This window comes from Bacillus sp. NS1 (assembly GCF_058248265.1).
Map to the genome: position 1 here is coordinate 352,171 of NZ_JBZAZF010000003.1, position 19,480 is coordinate 371,650.

18 protein-coding genes, 1 other RNA gene and 1 other annotated feature are annotated in these 19,480 nt (G+C 45.3%); of the genes, 17 read left to right on the plus strand and 2 right to left on the minus strand.

The features are described 5' to 3' along the window. Window positions 1–5: 5 nt before the first annotated feature. From AC4CV5_RS12175 to dtd, 3 genes are all read left to right on the plus strand, one after another. On the plus strand, window positions 6–518 hold the full coding sequence (locus AC4CV5_RS12175; RefSeq protein WP_166850173.1) for an adenine phosphoribosyltransferase: 513 nt from the start codon (window positions 6–8) through the stop codon (window positions 516–518). Window positions 519–685: 167 nt separating this feature from the next. Continuing rightward, window positions 686–2,890 (plus strand): GTP diphosphokinase, encoded by a 2,205-nt coding sequence (gene relA, locus AC4CV5_RS12180; protein ID WP_166850189.1) that lies wholly within the window; start codon window positions 686–688, stop codon window positions 2,888–2,890. A gap of 12 nt (window positions 2,891–2,902) precedes the next feature. Further along, window positions 2,903–3,343, plus strand: a complete 441-nt coding sequence (gene dtd, locus AC4CV5_RS12185; RefSeq protein WP_166850192.1) for a D-aminoacyl-tRNA deacylase — start codon at window positions 2,903–2,905, stop codon at window positions 3,341–3,343. A gap of 25 nt (window positions 3,344–3,368) precedes the next feature. Here the strand turns inward: dtd and AC4CV5_RS12190 are convergent, their stop codons facing one another. Then, window positions 3,369–4,922, minus strand: a complete 1,554-nt coding sequence (locus AC4CV5_RS12190) for an N-acetylmuramoyl-L-alanine amidase family protein (RefSeq protein WP_166850195.1) — start codon at window positions 4,920–4,922, stop codon at window positions 3,369–3,371. 133 nt (window positions 4,923–5,055) lie between these two features. Here AC4CV5_RS12190 and AC4CV5_RS12195 point away from each other — a divergent pair, with 133 nt between their 5' ends. The 5 genes from AC4CV5_RS12195 (at window position 5,056) to AC4CV5_RS12215 (ending at window position 9,771) form a co-directional block, all read left to right on the plus strand. Then, window positions 5,056–5,226, plus strand: coding sequence for a YrzK family protein (locus tag AC4CV5_RS12195; RefSeq protein WP_166850198.1), 171 nt, complete (start codon window positions 5,056–5,058; stop codon window positions 5,224–5,226). A 59-nt stretch (window positions 5,227–5,285) separates the two neighbouring features. Continuing rightward, window positions 5,286–5,517, plus strand: a binding site (T-box leader). Between the two features lie 89 nt (window positions 5,518–5,606). Beyond that, window positions 5,607–6,881 carry a histidine--tRNA ligase gene (hisS, locus tag AC4CV5_RS12200; protein ID WP_222143255.1) on the plus strand — a complete coding sequence of 425 codons (1,275 nt, stop codon included), beginning with the start codon at window positions 5,607–5,609 and terminating at the stop codon, window positions 6,879–6,881. Window positions 6,882–6,894: 13 nt separating this feature from the next. Beyond that, the gene (gene aspS, locus AC4CV5_RS12205) at window positions 6,895–8,673 is read left to right on the plus strand and encodes an aspartate--tRNA ligase (RefSeq protein WP_490922884.1); all 1,779 of its coding nucleotides are present in this window, start codon (window positions 6,895–6,897) and stop codon (window positions 8,671–8,673) included. Between the two features lie 60 nt (window positions 8,674–8,733). Then, a non-coding RNA gene (gene ssrS, locus AC4CV5_RS12210) (6S RNA) lies at window positions 8,734–8,926 on the plus strand. 80 nt (window positions 8,927–9,006) lie between these two features. Then, window positions 9,007–9,771 (plus strand): tRNA threonylcarbamoyladenosine dehydratase, encoded by a 765-nt coding sequence (locus AC4CV5_RS12215; RefSeq protein ID WP_166850204.1) that lies wholly within the window; start codon window positions 9,007–9,009, stop codon window positions 9,769–9,771. Between the two features lie 23 nt (window positions 9,772–9,794). Here AC4CV5_RS12215 and AC4CV5_RS12220 read toward each other — a convergent pair whose 3' ends face one another. After that, entirely contained in the window at window positions 9,795–11,072 is a 1,278-nt protein-coding gene (locus tag AC4CV5_RS12220; protein WP_490922887.1) for a replication-associated recombination protein A, read from the minus strand. A 201-nt stretch (window positions 11,073–11,273) separates the two neighbouring features. Here AC4CV5_RS12220 and cymR point away from each other — a divergent pair, with 201 nt between their 5' ends. The 9 genes from cymR to AC4CV5_RS12265 all read left to right on the plus strand — a co-directional run bounded on the left by cymR (window position 11,274) and on the right by AC4CV5_RS12265 (window position 19,217). Then, the gene (gene cymR, locus AC4CV5_RS12225; protein ID WP_166854618.1) at window positions 11,274–11,690 is read left to right on the plus strand and encodes a cysteine metabolism transcriptional regulator CymR; all 417 of its coding nucleotides are present in this window, start codon (window positions 11,274–11,276) and stop codon (window positions 11,688–11,690) included. Between the two features lie 18 nt (window positions 11,691–11,708). After that, a complete protein-coding gene (locus AC4CV5_RS12230; RefSeq protein ID WP_490922888.1) occupies window positions 11,709–12,851 on the plus strand; it encodes a cysteine desulfurase family protein in 1,143 nt (380 codons plus the stop codon). 27 nt (window positions 12,852–12,878) lie between these two features. Further along, complete coding sequence (mnmA, locus tag AC4CV5_RS12235) at window positions 12,879–13,994, plus strand: tRNA 2-thiouridine(34) synthase MnmA (protein WP_490922889.1); 1,116 nt, start codon at window positions 12,879–12,881, stop codon at window positions 13,992–13,994. Window positions 13,995–14,079: 85 nt separating this feature from the next. Continuing rightward, on the plus strand, window positions 14,080–14,700 hold the full coding sequence (locus AC4CV5_RS12240; RefSeq protein WP_217501620.1) for a tetratricopeptide repeat protein: 621 nt from the start codon (window positions 14,080–14,082) through the stop codon (window positions 14,698–14,700). 24 nt (window positions 14,701–14,724) lie between these two features. Beyond that, window positions 14,725–17,121, plus strand: coding sequence for an SF1B family DNA helicase RecD2 (gene recD2, locus AC4CV5_RS12245; protein ID WP_222143250.1), 2,397 nt, complete (start codon window positions 14,725–14,727; stop codon window positions 17,119–17,121). A 56-nt stretch (window positions 17,122–17,177) separates the two neighbouring features. Further along, entirely contained in the window at window positions 17,178–17,702 is a 525-nt protein-coding gene (locus AC4CV5_RS12250) for a PRC-barrel domain-containing protein (protein WP_166850221.1), read from the plus strand. 11 nt (window positions 17,703–17,713) lie between these two features. Further along, a complete protein-coding gene (locus AC4CV5_RS12255) occupies window positions 17,714–17,905 on the plus strand; it encodes a YrzR-like zinc ribbon domain (protein ID WP_003225893.1) in 192 nt (63 codons plus the stop codon). Between the two features lie 21 nt (window positions 17,906–17,926). Beyond that, entirely contained in the window at window positions 17,927–18,058 is a 132-nt protein-coding gene (locus AC4CV5_RS12260) for a YrzQ family protein (RefSeq protein ID WP_019715211.1), read from the plus strand. A gap of 97 nt (window positions 18,059–18,155) precedes the next feature. Continuing rightward, window positions 18,156–19,217, plus strand: a complete 1,062-nt coding sequence (locus AC4CV5_RS12265) for an AI-2E family transporter (protein WP_490922891.1) — start codon at window positions 18,156–18,158, stop codon at window positions 19,215–19,217. Window positions 19,218–19,480: the final 263 nt, after the last annotated feature.

Sequence of the window (19,480 nt, forward strand, 5' to 3'; positions counted from 1 at the left end):
AACAGATGGATTTAAAACAATACGTAACAATTGTACCGGATTACCCGAAAGAGGGCGTGCAATTTAAAGATATTACGACACTGATGGATAAAGGCGACGTATACCGCTATGCCACAGACCAAATTGTTGAATATGCGAAAGAAAAGCAAATTGATTTGGTCGTCGGCCCTGAAGCGCGCGGCTTTATTATCGGCTGTCCCGTTGCTTACGCGCTTGGCGTAGGCTTTGCGCCGGTCCGCAAAGAAGGCAAATTGCCTCGTGAAGTGATCAAAGTGGACTACGGCTTGGAATACGGAAAAGACGTATTAACGATCCACAAAGATGCAATTAAACCGGGTCAGCGTGTGCTGATTACAGACGACTTGCTTGCGACAGGCGGCACAATTGAAGCAACAATCAAACTTGTTGAAGAGCTTGGCGGCATTGTTGCTGGTATCGCTTTCTTAATAGAGCTTTCTTACCTTGACGGCAGAAATAAGCTTGAAGATTATGACATATTGACATTGATGAAATACTAAAGATAATCGCATAACGAAAAAAGCACTCCATGTCAGGGTGCTTTTTTCCTATTGTTTGCATTTATTTTATATAATATTTGGCTATTTGAACTTCTGCTCTTTACATCTTTCGTTTTTTTCTTGATAATAAACTACAATACAGTTTACATTCTAAAAAAGGTGATTCCATGGCGAACGAACAAGTATTGACTGCCGAGCAAGTTATTGATAAAGCGCGCAGCTATCTATCTGATGAGCATATCGCATTTGTCGAAAAAGCATATCTGTACGCTGAAGATGCTCACCGCGAGCAATACCGCAAATCGGGCGAGCCATATATTATTCATCCGATTCAGGTTGCGGGGATTCTCGTTGATCTTGAAATGGACCCTTCCACAATCGCGGGCGGATTTTTGCACGATGTCGTGGAAGATACAGATGTGACGCTCGATGACCTGAAAGAAGCATTTTCCGAAGAAGTGGCAATGCTTGTGGACGGCGTAACGAAGCTCGGTAAAATTAAATATAAATCTCAAGAGGAACAGCAGGCGGAAAATCATCGCAAAATGTTTGTCGCTATGGCTCAAGATATCCGGGTCATACTGATCAAGCTGGCGGATCGTCTTCACAATATGCGGACGCTGAAACATCTGCCTCAAGAAAAACAGCGGAGAATTTCTAATGAAACACTGGAGATTTTTGCTCCTTTGGCACATCGTCTCGGGATTTCAAAAATTAAGTGGGAATTAGAAGATACGGCGCTCCGTTATTTGAATCCTCAGCAATATTACAGAATTGTCAACCTCATGAAGAAGAAACGCGCAGAACGTGAGCTTTATGTCGAAGAGGTTGTCAATGAAGTGAAGAAACGTGTCGAAGAAGTGAACATCAAGGCTGACTTCTCGGGACGTCCGAAACATATTTACAGTATTTATCGAAAAATGGTGCTGCAAAATAAGCAATTCAACGAAATTTACGATTTACTGGCTGTCCGCATTCTTGTGAATAGCATAAAGGACTGCTACGCGGTGCTCGGCATCATTCACACTTGCTGGAAGCCGATGCCCGGCAGATTCAAAGATTATATCGCAATGCCGAAGCCGAATATGTATCAATCGCTTCATACTACGGTTATCGGGCCTAAAGGTGATCCGCTGGAAGTGCAGATCCGCACCTTTGAAATGCATGAAATTGCGGAATACGGGGTTGCGGCTCACTGGGCTTATAAAGAAGGGAAAGCGGCCAATGAAGGCGCAACCTTTGAGAAAAAGCTTTCTTGGTTCCGTGAAATTTTAGAATTCCAAAATGAATCAACAGATGCAGAAGAATTTATGGAATCACTCAAAATCGATTTGTTTTCTGACATGGTGTATGTTTTTACGCCGAAAGGAGATGTAATCGAGCTTCCGTCCGGTTCTGTTCCGATTGATTTTTCTTACCGGATTCACTCGGAAATCGGCAATAAGACAATCGGTGCCAAAGTAAACGGAAAAATGGTAACGCTGGACCATAAGCTTCGGACGGGTGATATCGTTGAAATTCTCACCTCTAAGCATTCCTACGGTCCGAGCCAGGATTGGGTCAAGCTTGCGCAAACATCCCAGGCGAAGCATAAGATCCGTCAATTCTTTAAGAAACAGCGGCGTGAAGAAAATGTCGAAAAAGGCCGTGAACTGGTCGAAAAAGAAATTAAAAATCTGGATTTTGAAGTGAAGGATGTCTTAACGCCGGAGAATATCCAGAAGGTTGCTGACAAGTTTAATTTCTCAAATGAAGAGGATATGTACGCCGCGGTTGGCTACAACGGCATTACAGCCTTACAGGTGGCAAACCGCCTGACGGAAAAAGAGAGAAAGCAGCGCGATCAGGAAGAACAGGAAAAGATCGTTCAGGAAGTCAATGCGGAATCTAAACCATACCCGCAGGGCAGAAAACGGGAAGCGGGCGTTCGTGTCAAAGGCATCGACAATCTTCTTGTCCGTTTATCAAAATGCTGCAATCCTGTACCTGGTGACGATATAGTCGGATTTATCACAAAAGGCAGAGGGGTTTCGGTCCATCGTGAAGACTGTCCGAATGTCAAAACGAATGAAGCTCAGGAACGGCTGATCCCGGTAGAGTGGGAACATGAGTCACAGGTTCAAAAGCGCAAGGAGTACAATGTTGAGATAGAGATTCTTGGCTATGACCGCCGCGGATTGCTGAACGAGGTGCTTCAGGCAGTGAATGAAACGAAAACAAACATTTCATCTGTCTCTGGCAAATCGGATCGCAATAAAGTGGCAACCATTCATATGGCGATTTTTATTCAGAACATCAATCACTTGCATAAAGTCGTCGAGCGTATTAAACAGATAAGAGATATCTATTCTGTGCGCCGCGTCATGAACTAAAGGGGTTAGAAAATGAGATTAGTTGTTCAGCGAGTAACAGAAGCAAGCGTTACAGTGGATGAAGAGGTCGTCGGCCAAATTGGACAAGGCATCATGGTGCTGGTCGGCATTACTCACGATGATACAGAAGAGGATGCAGCTTATTTAGCCGATAAAGTTGTTCATCTTCGTATTTTCGACGACAGTGAAGGAAAAATGAATCTGTCTCTTTTAGATATAGGAGGAGAGATTTTGTCTGTCTCACAGTTTACGCTTTACGGAGATACGAGAAAAGGGCGCCGTCCGAACTACATGAACGCCGCTAAACCTGATAAAGCTTTAGGTCTATATGAAAAATGGAACGACCTGCTTCGTGAAAAAGGAATCAAAGTGGAGACCGGAACGTTTGGAGCGATGATGGATGTCCAGCTTACAAACTCCGGACCGGTCACGCTCATAATGGATTCAAAATAAAAAAGCTGCCAAAAGGCAGCTTTTTTTATTGGAAGTATTTCTCTAATCCGCTTTCGATTCCGTCTGTAACTTTTTCTTGGTATGAATTGCTATGTACAATGGCTTCTTCCTGCGGATGGCTTACATATCCCAGCTCATACAGCATCGCGGGCTGTCTGTTTTCACGTAGCACATAATAATCTCCGAATAATACGCCGCGGTCCGGGATGGAAGAACGTTTCACCACTTCAGAGTGTACATCCGATGCCAGTTCCTCATCTTTGGCAGGACTGTAGTAGTAAGCAGTGCTGCCTCTCGTGGAAGTATCCGCATAGCTGTCATAGTGAATGCTGATAAATGCGTCAGCGTTGCGATAGTGAGATGTGGAGACACGTGACTGTAAGCTGACAAAGGTATCATCCTGGCGTGTCACATACACATCTGCTCCAGCTGATCTGAGTTTGCTGGCGAGCAGTTTTGCCGTTTTGATTGTCAGGTTTTTCTCGAATTTACCCGAATAGCCGATCGTTCCGCTGTCTTTTCCTCCGTGTCCCGGGTCAACAATAATCGTTTTATTGTTCAGAGAACCGTTTCCGGACGGGGAATCAGAGACAGGGGGTTCACCTGCTTCTTCTGCGCTTTTAGACGTTTGGACCACCCAATTGGCTACATAACCAGTCTGTCCGTTATCAAGCTTAATCTCATACCAGCTGCCCTTTGAACCTGTAATGGTGAACGAATCTCCTTTGGCAGCGCGTTCAACGATCGAAGCTGATGTTGATGCATCACTTCTTACATTCGTTCCTCCGTATACAATATAGGCTTTTTTAGCGGAGGATGAACTGCCGGCATTTGCCGAACTTTCCGCTGGATCAGAACTAGTCAAAAGGTAATGGCTTGCAACCCAGCCTTTCAGCCCTTTCACCTCGATGTGAGCCCAGCCGTTTTTCTCGTTGAGAATCGTCAGCTTCGTTCCGCGATCAAGTCTCGTTATAATCGCTGCGTCATGTGAGGCGGAGGCTCTTACATTTAGTGAAGATACACCGACCGTGCCCGTTGAAGCACCGGAAGATTCGGTTTGAGAACTCTCCGAAGACGCTGAACTGCTGTGGCCTGATGTCACATATTCAGATGACACCCATCCGGTAGCATTTTGATAGGATATCTTGACCCAGCCCGAACCTTTATCAATGACGGACGCTTGGCTGCCTTGCGGGAATTTGCCGATGACTTCGTATGAAGTGCCTGGTCCAGTTCTCATCCGCAGATCGGGGTCTGTTGATGTCACAGTATCACTGCTTTCCGAAGAGCTTGTGCTGGCCTGGCCTTCCTTTGTAATAAGCCAGGAGACCACCCATCCTTTTTCTCCGGAACCAAGCTGTATCTGCACCCAGTCTCCATCTTCCTTTAAAATCGGATAGCGCTCTCCTTTTTTTGCTTCCGCTGTAATGCCGTAGCTAAGCCCAGGGCCGCTTCTGACGTTCATTTCGTCTGTTGCGATGACAGCCTCTCCTTGAGCGGCTGTAACGGAGGAAAGTGGCGGGAAAAGCGCCCCGGCGAAAATAATAGATACAATAAGAACAAAGTATTTCTTGCTCATTGTGTCCTCCTTTCTGATGATCATTAAAAAAAGCATTCTTGCTTATTATCGTAAAGTCCTTTCTGATTTTTAAATAAAAATAAAATGATTTGTTTATACTAGGCGTAAATACAATCAAAAAGGTGTGCAAATCATGAAATATCATCCAAAAATGGGACGTGCATTTCACGACGGTGAAGCAAATCTGCATTACAGCGATCACGAAGATCCTGATACGACCGGTTATCTTACTGAAACAGCATCTGAATTTGGTCTTATGTCTAAAGAAGCAGCGATGAGGAAAAACAACCGGAATAAAGCTTGACAGAGAACCCCAATCCCATTATTATAATAGAAATTGAGTACATAGCAAATGATGAAAGATTTGAACCAATAATGGAGAAGAGTAGGTCAGATTGCATGGCTAGAGAGGAACCGCCCCAGGCTGAAAGCGGATCCCATTGCGTCTTTCTCGAAACAACACTCCGGAGGTTTCCTGCTGAACGCGTTAAACCCGTCATTAGGCAGTGAACGTGAACCTGCGTTAAAGGATCGAGCGGGAATATGAACATATTCCAACTAGGGTGGCACCACGGGTATAACTCTCGTCCCTACTATACATGTATAGTAGGGACGAGAGTTTTTTTCATTTTCATCATTAACGATCATTGTATATTTATAAGGGATACATAAGGAGGTCTACATATGGGATATAGCATTCCAAGAGGAACACAGGATATTCTGCCTGGAGAATCAGATCGCTGGCAGTTTGTTGAACAAGTTATGAGAGACACTTGCCGCACTTATCAATATAAAGAAATTCGAACACCGATTTTTGAGCATACAGAACTGTTTGCCAGAGGCGTCGGAGAATCCACGGATATCGTACAAAAAGAAATGTATACCTTTCAGGACCGAAAAGGCAGAAGCCTGACACTTCGTCCAGAAGGAACAGCAGCGGCGGTTCGCGCTTTTAATGAAAACAAGCTATTCGCAAATCCTGTCCAGCCGACAAAACTTTATTATGTTGGGCCAATGTTCCGTTATGAACGTCCGCAGACGGGCCGCTACCGCCAGTTTTATCAGTTTGGAATTGAAGCGATAGGCTCGAAAGATCCTGCAATCGATGCCGAGGTAATGGCGCTTGCGATGAGTATTTATCAAAAAGCAGGATTGCAAAACGTTAAGCTTGTGATAAACAGTCTCGGCGACCAAGAAAGCCGCAAAAGCTACAGAGAAGCACTCGTAAAACATTTTGAGCCTCGCATCGAAGAGTTTTGTTCAGACTGCCAGTCACGGCTGCACACAAACCCGCTCAGAATCTTGGACTGCAAAAAAGACCGAGATCATGAGCTGATGAAATCGGCACCTTCGATTCTGACTTATTTAAATGAAGAATCGGCCGCTTATTTTGAAAAAGTGAAACAATACTTAAACGATCTGGGCATTTCGTATGAAATTGACCCTAACCTTGTGAGAGGGCTGGATTATTACAACCATACCGCATTTGAAATCATGAGCAATGCGGAGGGCTTTGGCGCAATTACGACACTTGCCGGCGGCGGACGCTACGACGGACTTGTCGAACAAATCGGCGGCCCTGAAGCGCCGGGCATCGGTTTTGCGATGAGCATTGAACGCCTGCTTGCCGCAATTGATGCTGAAAAAAGAGAGCTGCCTGTTGATCAGGGAATCGACTGCTATATTGTCACACTCGGTGAAAAAGCGAAGGATTATTCTGTTTCATTGGTGTACAAACTGAGAGAAGCAGGCATTTCCAGCGAAATCGATTATGAAAATAAGAAAATGAAAGGCCAGTTTAAAACTGCTGACCGCCTGAATGCCAGATTTATTGCGATATTGGGTGAAGATGAGCTTGCCCAAAATAAAATCAATGTAAAGGATGCACAGACGGGCGAACAGATTGAAGTGGCACTTGATGAATTTATACATGTGATGAAGGCAAACCAAAAGGGATAAGGAGTGGAATGCATTGTTTGGAAGAACATATTATTGCGGTGATATAACTGAAAAAGCAATTGGCGAATCTGTAACGCTGAAAGGCTGGGTCCAAAAAAGACGGGACCTTGGCGGATTGATATTTATTGACTTGCGTGACCGTACAGGAATTGTTCAAGTCGTGTTTAACCCTGATGTGTCAAAAGAAGCGCTTGCTATTGCGGAAGGCATTAGAAACGAATACGTTCTTGATGTTAAAGGGAAAGTGGTAGCGCGTGAAGAAGGCACAGTCAATGCGAATTTGAAAACAGGCGCAATCGAAATTCAAGCTGATGGAGTGACCGTATTAAGTGCTGCAAAGACACCTCCGTTTGCGATTTCTGACCAAGCAGAGGACGTATCAGAGGACGTCCGTTTAAAACACCGTTACTTAGATTTGCGCAGACCGGCTATGTTTCAAACGATGCAGATGCGCCATAACGTGACGAAAGCTGCCCGCAGCTTTTTAGATGAAAACGGGTTTCTTGATATTGAAACGCCGATTTTAACAAAAAGCACACCTGAGGGCGCACGTGACTACTTGGTGCCGAGTCGTGTGCACGAAGGTGAGTTCTATGCGCTGCCTCAGTCTCCACAGCTATTTAAACAGCTTCTGATGGTATCCGGCATTGAACGCTATTATCAAATTGCCCGCTGTTTCCGCGATGAAGATTTGCGTGCAGACCGCCAGCCTGAGTTTACGCAAATCGATATTGAAATGTCCTTTATGAGCCAAGAAGACATTATGTCATTGGCTGAGGACATGATGGCAAAGATTATGCGCGAAACAAAAGGCGTGGAACTCAAGCTTCCTCTTCCTCGAATGACGTATGACGAGGCAATGAACAAATACGGTTCTGATAAACCTGATACGCGTTTTGACATGCTTTTGACAGATGTGTCTGACATTGTGAAGGATACCGAATTTAAAGTATTCTCATCAGCAGTGGAAAACGGCGGCGTGGTAAAAGCCATCAATGTAAAAGGCGGAGCCGGCGATTACTCCAGAAAAGACATCGACGCTCTTGGCGCTTTTGCTGCTAACTATGGGGCAAAAGGACTTGCCTGGGTAAAAGTTGAGGCAGACGGAGTCAAAGGCCCGATCGCCAAATTCTTTGATGAAGAAAAGCAGTCTAAGCTGATTGAAGCACTTGATGCTGCTGAAGGTGATTTGCTGCTGTTCGGAGCGGATAAATTCGAGGTTGTAGCCGCATCACTAGGCGCCCTGCGCTTAAAGCTTGGGAAAGAGCGCGGACTGATTGACGAAAACCTGTTCAATTTCTTATGGGTCATCGACTGGCCGCTTTTAGAGCATGATCCGGAGGAAGGGCGTTTTTACGCAGCACACCATCCGTTCACAATGCCTGTCCGTGAAGACCTTGAATTGATTGAAACAGCGCCTGAAGACATGAAAGCACAAGCCTATGACCTCGTCTTAAATGGCTATGAGCTTGGCGGCGGTTCAATCCGTATTTTCGAAAAGGATATTCAGGAAAAAATGTTTGCGCTCCTCGGCTTCTCACAAGAAGAAGCGGCTGAGCAGTTCGGATTCTTACTGGAAGCATTTGATTACGGCGCTCCTCCGCACGGCGGAATCGCGCTTGGCTTGGACCGTCTTGTCATGCTTCTGGCAGGTCGTACGAACCTAAGAGATACAATTGCATTCCCGAAAACGGCAAGTGCAAGCTGCCTGATGACAGATGCGCCAGGGGAAGTGAGCGACGCTCAGCTTGACGAGCTTCACCTTGCTATTAAGAAAAAAGTTAAGAGCTGAATAAGCAGTTCGATTCTTGAAAATCAAAATCGTCTGTGATATGATTTTGACAAGTTAAATAAAGTCCTGATGTGTTAGTTGTACACCTAGTTTTGACCGAACATTTTTTTGATTTGGGAGCCCGCATTTTTAAATGGCGTACATGCCTCTTTTCATTCGGTAAAGAGGACTTACAAGATTTAAAAGAGGGCACCCACCTGCTGAGAGCGGGTTCAAAACAAAGGAAAGCTACAACGGCACTATTGGGACTTTATTTTTGTGCGCAGAAAAAACGGCTGCTTTTGAACAGCCATTTTATAGATGAAACCAGAATACGAATGTGGAGTGAGGTTCTTGTTACACCAGTTTTCACGCAATGAATTAGCTATCGGAAAAGAAGGCCTTGAAACGCTGAAGCACAGCACGGTTGCTGTGCTTGGGGTCGGCGGAGTCGGATCGTTCGCAGCGGAAGCTCTTGCGCGGTCAGGCGTCGGGCGCATTCTGCTTGTCGACAAAGATGATGTGGACATTACAAACGTAAACCGTCAGCTTCACGCGCTTCTTTCAACAGTCGGACAGCCGAAAGTTGATTTAATGAAAGCGCGAATCGCAGACATTAACCCGGAGTGTGAAGTGATCGCGTTAAAAATGTTCTATACGGAAGAAACGTATGAGCAATTTTTTGAATATAATCTTGACTATGTCATTGATGCGTCAGACACCATTCATTATAAAATCCATTTAATGAAAGAATGTTTGAAGCGGGATATTCCGCTCATCTCCAGCATGGGTGCTGCGAATAAAACGGATCCGACACGTTTCCAAATCGCTGATATTTCAAAAACGCACACTGATCCAATTGCGAAGGTCGTCCGTACGAGATTACGCAAAGAAGGCATCAAAAAGGGCGTTCAAGTGATTTTCTCTGACGAAAGCCCGATTGTCATTCGGGAAGATGTCAGAAAAGAAGTGGGAAATGACGAAGCGAAAATCCGTAAAGCAAAAATGCCGCCATCCTCTAATGCTTTTGTACCGTCAGTTGCCGGTTTGATTATGGGCGGGCATGTTGTCATGGATCTTTTGAAAGACATTGAAATCAAACGCGTGAAAGATAAATAACGCATAAAAAACAGCCTTGATAATCAAGGCTGTTTTTGTTTTCTTTTCATTAATTTGTCGTACACCTGCTTTAACGCAGATTCGAATTTTCCTGTCTGTTTCGGCTTGTAATATTGCTTGTTCTTTAAAGGATCAGGAAGATATTGCTGTTCAACCCATCCGTTGTCGTAATTGTGCGGGTATTTATAGTCGATTCCTCTTCCTAATTCCTGAGCTCCTTTGTAATGCGCGTCTTTTAAATGCTTTGGAACATCCCCGATTTTTCCGGCTCTGATATCTGCAAGCGCCTCATCGATTGCCAGAATGGCTGAGTTTGATTTCGGCGAGAGACAAAGTTCAATGACTGCGTTGGCCAGCGGGATTCGCGCTTCGGGAAACCCGACTCGCTCAGCGGTCTGAACAGCGTGCAGCACTCTTGGGCCGGCTTGCGGGCTTGCTAAGCCGATATCTTCATAGGCGATGACAAGCAGTCGTCTTGTGATGCTTTCCAGGTCACCGGCTTCAATTAATCTTGCCAAATAGTGAAGAGCGGCGTTGGCATCAGAGCCGCGGATCGATTTTTGAAAAGCGGACAATACATCATAATGCGCATCACCATCTTTATCGTGAGAAAAGCTCTTTTTCTGCAAACATTCTTCCGCAGTTTCTAATGTAATGTGAATTACGCCGTCGGCTGACTCCTTCGTTGACAAGACGGCCAGTTCAAGCGCATTTAAAGCGGAGCGGACATCTCCTCCGCATCCGTGGGCTAAATGCTCCATCGCCTGATCATCGATCGATACAGAATATGTGCCAAGGCCCCGATGCTCATCACGAAGTGCCCGTTCCAAAGCCTGTTTAATCAGTTCCGGTGTTAACGGCTCAAGCTCAAAGATCTGTGTCCGGCTTCTGATCGCCGGATTAATGGCATGATACGGGTTTGCCGTGGTTGCTCCGATCAAAATGATCATCCCATTTTCTAAATAGGGCAAGAGAAAATCTTGCTTCCCTTTATCCAGCCTGTGAACTTCATCCAGAATTAAAATCACTTTGCCTGACATTTTAGCTTCCTGGGCTACGATCTCCATATCTTTTTTATTGTTAATGACAGCGTTCAGCTTTCGAAAAGCAATACTTGTTGAACCGGCGATTGCTGTTGCGATTGATGTTTTTCCAATTCCGGGTGGCCCGTACAAAATCATGGATGACAAATGTTTTGCCTGAACCATTCTGCCAATAATTTTATCTTCAGCCACCAGATGCTGCTGGCCGATAATATCCTCTATTTTAGTCGGACGCATCCGATATGCCAATGGCTTCATCATCATCTCTCCTTACTTAATTACAGGGTAACGGAAAAGCGGACATTAGAAAAGGGGGAAGGCCCGTTTCCGCCTGCCTCAATGAAAATTAGCTGAAGGTATGTTATAATAACAGTTGGTCTATTAGATAATAAACGGACGAATCATATAGAAATTACCATTATAAATGTGGAAAATCATGAAATAACAGAGGTGTTCATGTTGAAAATATCAACTAAGGGAAGATACGGTCTCACGATTATGATTGAGCTTGCAAAAAAGCATGGTGAAGGCCCGACTTCATTAAAAAGCATCGCACAGACGAATAATTTGTCCGAGCATTATTTGGAGCAGCTAGTATCGCCGCTCAGAAATGCCGGTTTAGTAAAAAGCATCAGAGGTGCATACGGCGGATATGTATTAGGCAGCGAGCCGGTTGCGATTACGGCGGGAGATATTATCCGTGTACTTGAGGGGCCGATTAGTCCTGTTGAAGTGCTGGAAGACGAGGAGCCTGCCAAGCGTGAGCTCTGGATTCGCATACGGGATGCTGTGAAAGAGGTTTTAGACAGTACCACATTAGAGGATCTTGCCAGCTATACAGACGGAGAGCAAGAAGCTTATATGTTCTATATTTAGATCAGAGGTGTAAACATAATGGAACGGATTTATTTAGATCATGCCGCAACGTCTCCGATGGATGACCGGGTGCTGGAAAAAATGATACCGCATTTCTCCGGAAATTTTGGTAATCCATCCAGTATTCATTCATTTGGAAGAGAATCTCGAAAATGGGTGGATGAAGCAAGAGCGCAGATTGCAGAAGAAATCGGAGCGGCAGAACAGGAGATCATTTTTACAAGCGGGGGAACGGAAGCCGATAACTTGGCTATCATGGGAACCGCGCTTGCAAAAAAAGATCTGGGCAGACATATCATCACGACAAAAATTGAGCATCACGCTGTGCTTCATACATGTGAAAAACTTGAGGAAGACGGATTTGAAGTAACGTATTTGGACGTTGATCAAAATGGAAGAGTCAGTGCAAAACAGGTGAAAGAAGCACTGCGTGATGATACAATCCTTGTGACAGTGATGTATGGAAATAATGAAGTCGGAACTGTGCAGCCGATCGGTGAAATCGGTGAGTTGCTCAAAGAACATCAGGCTTATTTTCATACCGATGCTGTTCAGGCATTCGGGTTGCTGCCAATCAATGTGAAAAACAGCCATATTGACCTTCTGTCTGTTTCTGGGCACAAGCTCAACGGGCCAAAAGGGACAGGCTTTTTATATGCAAGTAAAGATGTCAAGCTTTCCCCGCTCTTATTCGGAGGAGAGCAAGAAAGAAAACGCCGTGCCGGAACAGAAAATGTTCCCGGCATTATCGGGCTGAAAGAAGCGATCAAGCTGTCAAATGAAGAACGGGACGAAAAAAACGAGAAGTATCATTCGTTTAAAACAATCTTTGTCGACACGCTTGAAAATGCCGGTGTGGCATTCCAGATTAACGGGGACAATGCGCATAGTCTGCCGCATGTTCTGAATCTTTATTTCCCCGGTGCATCAGTGGAAGCGCTGCTGGTGAATCTTGACATGGCGGGAGTCGCTGTCTCAAGCGGGTCAGCATGCACGGCTGGTTCAGTCCTGCCGTCACATGTTCTGACTGCCATGTTCGGAGAAGAGAGTGACCGGCTGACGTCCTCGATTCGGATCAGCTTCGGCCTTGGCAATACGGCTGAGCAAGTGAAAACTGCTGCCAAACATGTGGCTGACGTTGTAAAACGGCTCACACAATAAGGCAGCTTAGTTATTGGAGTGAATGAAATGGAAAAACGGCCGGAAGATACAAGAGTCGTCGTCGGCATGTCCGGCGGAGTAGACTCATCTGTGGCGGCCCTGCTGTTAAAAGAACAGGGCTATGATGTAATCGGAATCTTTATGAAAAACTGGGATGATACGGACGAAAACGGTTTTTGCACGGCGACAGAGGATTATGAAGATGTGATCCGCGTCTGCAACCAAATCGGAATTCCGTACTATGCCGTTAATTTTGAAAAGCAATATTACGAGAAGGTATTTCAATACTTCCTTGATGAATATAAAGCAGGCAGAACACCAAACCCGGATGTGCTGTGCAACAAAGAAATTAAATTTAAGGCATTTTTAGAGCACGCCCTGTCACTTGGCGCAGACTATCTAGCGACTGGCCACTATGCAAGGGTAGATAGAAGCGGCGGCAAAGTCAGAATGCTGCGCGGCATTGATGAAAACAAGGATCAAACGTACTTCTTGAATCAACTGACAGAAGATACGCTAAGCAAAGTCATGTTCCCGATCGGCGAGCTTCAAAAAAGCCGTGTGCGTGAAATTGCCAAAGAAGCAGATCTTGCAACAGCGACGAAAAAAGACAGTACAGGCATCTGTTTTATCGGTGAACGCAACTTCAAAACATTTCTCAGCCAATATCTTCCTGCGCAGCCGGGCGATATGATGACGATGGACGGCGAAGTAAAAGGACGCCACGACGGGTTGATGTACTACACGATCGGACAGCGTCACGGCCTTGGCATCGGCGGAAGCGGCGAGCCGTGGTTTGCGATTGGTAAAGATCTTGAAAAGAACATTCTCTACGTGGATCAAGGGTTCCATAACCCGCTTCTTTATTCCGACAAAATCACAGCAACCAATATCAGCTGGGTTCGTTCGGATATCATGAAGGGCGAAGAGATTGCCTGCACGGCTAAATTCCGTTACCGCCAAGAAGACCATAAAGTAACGGTGCGCATGACGGGTGAAGGAGAAGCGGAAGTCATCTTTGATGAACAAGTCCGCGCTGTAACGCCTGGACAAGCCGTTGTCTTCTATGAGGGTGAAGAATGCCTTGGCGGCGGAACAATTGATGATGTGTACAAAGACGGAACAAAATTGTGGTACGTATAAAAGATGAAAAACCTCAACACTGAGTTGGGGTTTTTTAATGAAAGGAAGATGATCGGTGGATTATAATCAACTCGGTATAGAGGCGATGCAGGAAGGCGATTACGAGAAAGCGGCAGAGGCATTTACAAAAGCGATTGAAGAAAATAAAGAAGACGCGATTCCGTATATCAATTTTGCTAACCTGCTCTCATCCGTAAACGAGCTGGAACGGGCGCTTGCTTTTTATGATAAAGCGCTTGAATTAGACAATAGCGCAGCCACTGCTTATTATGGGGCAGGAAATGTCTATGTTGTAAAAGAAATGTACAAAGAAGCAAAAGACATGTTTGAAAAAGCGCTTCGAGCCGGGATGGAAAACGGCGACCTGTTTTACATGCTAGGAACGGTTCTTGTCAAACTCGAACAGCCAAAGCTTGCACTGCCTTATTTACAAAGAGCGGTCGAGCTGAATGAAAATGATACGGAAGCGCGCTTTCAATTTGGGATGTGCTTAGCGAACGAGGGCATGCTGGACGAAGCGCTCAGCCAGTTTGCAGCTGTAACAGAGCAAGAACCGGGCCACGCTGATGCATTTTACAATGCCGGTGTTGCTTATGCTTATAAAGAAAATCGAGAAAAAGCGCTGGAAATGCTGGACAAGGCGATCGATATCCAGCCAGATCATATGCTTGCGCTTCATGCTAAAAAACTAATCGACCCATCATAACAGGCACAGGAGGAGGGACAGCTCGTGCAGCAGCATCCGGATCAGCTTAAACTGGAGGAAGAGCCCTATTTAAAGGGGACAGTCAACACAGTCATCTATCATAATGAGACCAATTTATATACGGTTCTGAAAGTGAAAGTTACAGAGACCTCCGAAGCGATTGAAGATAAAGCCGTATCCGTGACGGGCTACTTCCCTGCGCTTCAAGAAGAAGAGACCTACACGTTTTACGGAAAGATCGTAACCCATCCAAAATTCGGGCTCCAATTTCAGGCGGAGCATTTCAAAAAGGAGATCCCGACGACTAAGGAAGGCATCATTCAATATTTATCGAGTGATTTGTTCGAGGGTATCGGCAAAAAAACAGCTGAAGAAATTGTGAAAAAGCTGGGCGACAGCGCGATTAATAAAATTTTGGCTGACGCCTCAGTGCTTTATGATGTACCGAGACTGTCAAAAAAGAAAGCTGATACGCTAGCCGGTGCTTTGCAGCGGCATCAGGGACTGGAGCAAATCATGATTTCCCTGAATCAGTTCGGCTTTGGCCCTCAGCTGTCTATGAAAATCTACCAAGCCTATGAATCCGAGACGCTTGAAAAGATTCAGGAAAACCCTTATCAGCTTGTGAAAGATGTAGAAGGCATCGGATTTGGGAAAGCGGATGAGCTTGGCAGCAGAATGGGGCTATCGGGTAATCATCCTGAGCGGATAAAAGCCGCGATTTTATACACGCTTGAAACGACTTGTCTGTCAGAAGGGCATACGTACATAGAAACGGAGCAGCTGATTATCGACACCCAATCATTGTTGAACCAATCAGCAAGGGAAGGACAGCGCATCACAGAAATGGATGCCGCTAACGCGATTATTGCCCTTGGAGAAAATAAAGACGTTGTCATAGAAGACGGCCGCTGTTATTTTCCATCGCTATTTTACGCAGAACAAAACGTTGCAAAGCGTGTGAAACATATCGCAAGCCAAACCGAATATGATGACCAGTTTCCTGAATCAGAATTTCTGCTCGCTTTAGGAGAACTGGAAGAACGGATGAACGTTCAGTATGCCCCGAGCCAGAAGGAAGCGATTCAAAAAGCCCTTTCCTCACCGATGCTTCTTTTAACGGGAGGCCCGGGAACAGGGAAAACGACGGTTATCAGAGGAATTGTCGAACTGTACGGAGAGCTTCACGGTGTGTCACTAGACCCGTCAGCTTATAAAAAGGATGAAGCATTTCCGGTTGTATTGGCCGCACCGACAGGAAGAGCTGCGAAACGGATGAGTGAATCAACAGGCCTTCCGGCAGTTACAATACACAGGCTGCTTGGCTGGAACGGCGCAGAAGGCTTTACCCATACAGAGGATCAGCCGATCGAAGGGAAGCTGTTAATTATCGATGAAGCCAGCATGCTTGACATATGGCTGGCGAACCATTTGTTCAAGGCGATTCCTGATCATATTCAAATCATCATTGTCGGAGACGAAGATCAGCTGCCTTCTGTCGGTCCGGGCCAAGTGCTGAGAGACCTTTTGGCATCCAAGGTGATCCCGACTGTGAGACTGACAGACATCTACCGCCAGGCGGAGGGGTCATCAATCGTCGAGCTTGCCCACCAGATGAAAAATGGCATGCTGCCAAACAATTTGACTGCCCCTACGAAGGACCGTTCCTTTATTCGCTGCGGTGGCTCGCAAATAAAAGAAGTAGTCGAGAAGGTTGTCGCCAATGCATTGAAAAAAGGCTATACGGCAAAGGACATTCAGGTTCTCGCCCCGATGTACAGAGGAAAAGCCGGCATCAATGAACTGAATGTGATGCTGCAGGATATTTTAAATCCTCCTAAAGAAAAACGGAGGGAATTGAAGTTCGGAGATGTTGTCTACAGAACCGGAGATAAAATTTTGCAGCTTGTCAATCAGCCGGAAAACAATGTTTTCAATGGAGATATTGGCGAAATTACGTCGATATTTTATGCGAAGGAAAATACAGAAAAAGAAGACATGGCCGTTGTTTCTTTTGACGGCAATGAAATGACGTTTACAAAAAAAGATTTTAACCAGTTTACCCACGCGTATTGCTGCTCTATTCATAAATCGCAGGGAAGTGAATTTCCGATAGTGGTTTTGCCTGTTGTGAAAGGCTACTATAGAATGCTCAGAAGAAATCTTCTTTATACCGCAATTACAAGAGCTAAGAAATTTCTCATTTTATGCGGGGAAGAGGAGGCACTGGAGTGGGGCGTAAAAAATAATGACGCAACTGTTCGACAAACTTCCTTGAAAAACAGGCTGTCATTACAGGTTGAGGAAATGGATGCCGAGCTTGAAGCTTTGCAAAAAGAGCTCCCGTTCAGCGTATACGATGCCAATATTGGCATGGAAGGCATTACACCATTCGATTTTATGAAAGAAGAACAGCTGTAAATAGGCTCCCGTGTTAGCGGGAGTTTTTTCATTTGCGGTGGAAGTGATTTCATCGTATGAGTCAAAGGCGCAAAGCAAAACCTAAGCCTGTTCAACAAAAGGTGGTTGATCACACTTTGAGAACATGCCATGAAGTAGAAGGATTCCCAGTATACTCAGAACGTACTTCTTGTTATCTCGGGACAATTTCTGATATTTGTTTTTCTCTGAAAGGAGATTGTCTCGGGTTTATTCTTGCACAAAAACGCTTTTTGCATCATCATCATGCGCTTTTACGGGCGTGTGATATCTCTTGCATTCTTGATGACCGCATATTGGCCTCGGTCAGTTCAGGCCAGCTTCTGCCTCTTCCGAAGTCATGCTTCACATACGAGCAGATGAAAATGAAGCTTGTGAAATCGCAAGAGGGGGATATATTGGGGATGCTGGAAGATGTATACTTTTGTTTGGACAGGGGCATAATCGTAGCATATGAACTCTCGGACGGTTTCTTTTCAGACCTGGCGGGAAGCAAGCGCCAGATCCAAAAAGCGGATTCGCTTGTCGAGGTGCGGAAAGATGAGATCGTTCTGAACGGATAGAGGTGTGAGATATGCTTATATGCCCGAACTGCAAAAGTAAGGATATCGGGAAAATTGGCGTGAACCAATATTATTGCTGGGGCTGTTTTATTGAACTGACAGTGGCGAAAGGGAAGATTGCAACTCATCAGGTGGAAGAAGACGGAACGTTAAGCAGCTTGGATGATTTGTTTTCTGAGGATGAACGCAGCATCAATTTTTGATCATGAAGGGAGATGCGCAGGATGAATCGGACGATGACTTCTCTTTTGGCATTGGGAGCCGGGGCTCTCGTGTACCGAATGGCGACTCAATCCGACATGCTGAATAATCGAAGCATGAAGCGGATGAGAAAAAGAATAACGAAAATGTTTTAATCCCAAAAAAGGATACTCTCTGAAGAGTATCCTTTTTGTTATAAGGAGAAGAATAATTCGCACCGTTCCTCAAAAGATATAGAAGAGGTGAAAGCAGATGCTTCAAAAACCGGTGCAGCTTTTGTTGTGGGTGGCAATTTGTTTGCTGGTCCTGTTAACAGTTTACGTCTTTTTTATGCTTGATATGTTATGGTTCCCCTTTTGGCTCGTTATAAAAACAATCTTTATTCCCTTGATCATTTCCATTTTTATTTCTTATTTATTGCTTCCGGTCTCGGAATGGCTGCACGGCAAAGGATGGCCGAGGACCTTGAGCATCTTGGTGATTTATGTTCTTTTTTTTGGCGGAATTGGCTGGGCGCTGTATAAAGGGGTGCCTGTTTTAATTGTGCAGCTGACGGATTTATCAGAAAATATACCTATGTTTGCCGAAACGTATAACGGGCTCCTTCTTCATGTCCATAACCATACGGATGACTGGCCTGACGGCATGCACCATCGTATAGATAAAATGATCCGCCAAACGGAGGCATTTTTCGCGGGAACGATCGAAGGTGCAATTAGCGGGATCCGCAACGTGCTGGACTATTTCTTAATTGCAGCCACAATTCCTTTTCTCGTGTTTTATATGGTAAAGGACATTGAATTGATGAAAAAGACGGTATGGTACTTGACTCCGAAGTCGTGGAGAAAGCGGGGCAGCGCCTTCTTGCGGGATGTGGATGACTCCCTTGGCAATTACATTCGCGGCCAGCTTCTGGTCTGTTTGATTCTCGGCGTGATGGCGGGCATTACATTCTGGATATTCGGGCTTCCGTATCCGTTGATCTTAGGTCTTATTTCTGGGATAACGAATGTCATACCTTATTTTGGTCCGTTTATCGGAGCGATTCCTGCGCTTTTAATTGCGATGACAATCTCAGTGAAAGCGATTCTTGTTGTGGTGATTACAGTGTTTATTCTGCAGTTTATGGAAGGGAATATCCTCAGCCCCTTCATTGTCGGCAGAAGCCTTAAAATGCATCCTGTCGTCATCATGCTTGCGCTGCTTGCCGGAGGAGAGCTTGCGGGAATCGTCGGAATGATTCTGGCGGTTCCTGCGACGGCTGTTTTAAAAGTGATGATGATCCATTTTTTGCGGATGAGGACGGAGCATTGACATTGGCGTGCAGCTTGTCTATAATTTCTCGTAGAATACATACGAATCTCGAGTGACGGATCTGAGTACGCCGAAGCCCTGTTAAAGAGAGAAGCTCCGTAAGCTGAAAGGAGCTTTATCAGAAGATCGGAGGAAGCTAATCCTGAGTGCAGTTAATCTCTGCCGCACATCCTGCGTTACAGGGTAAAAGGTGACGGGCGAATGATGAAGCCCGTAATCAGGGTGGTACCGCGAGACAGCTCTCGTCCCTGTGTAAACGCGTG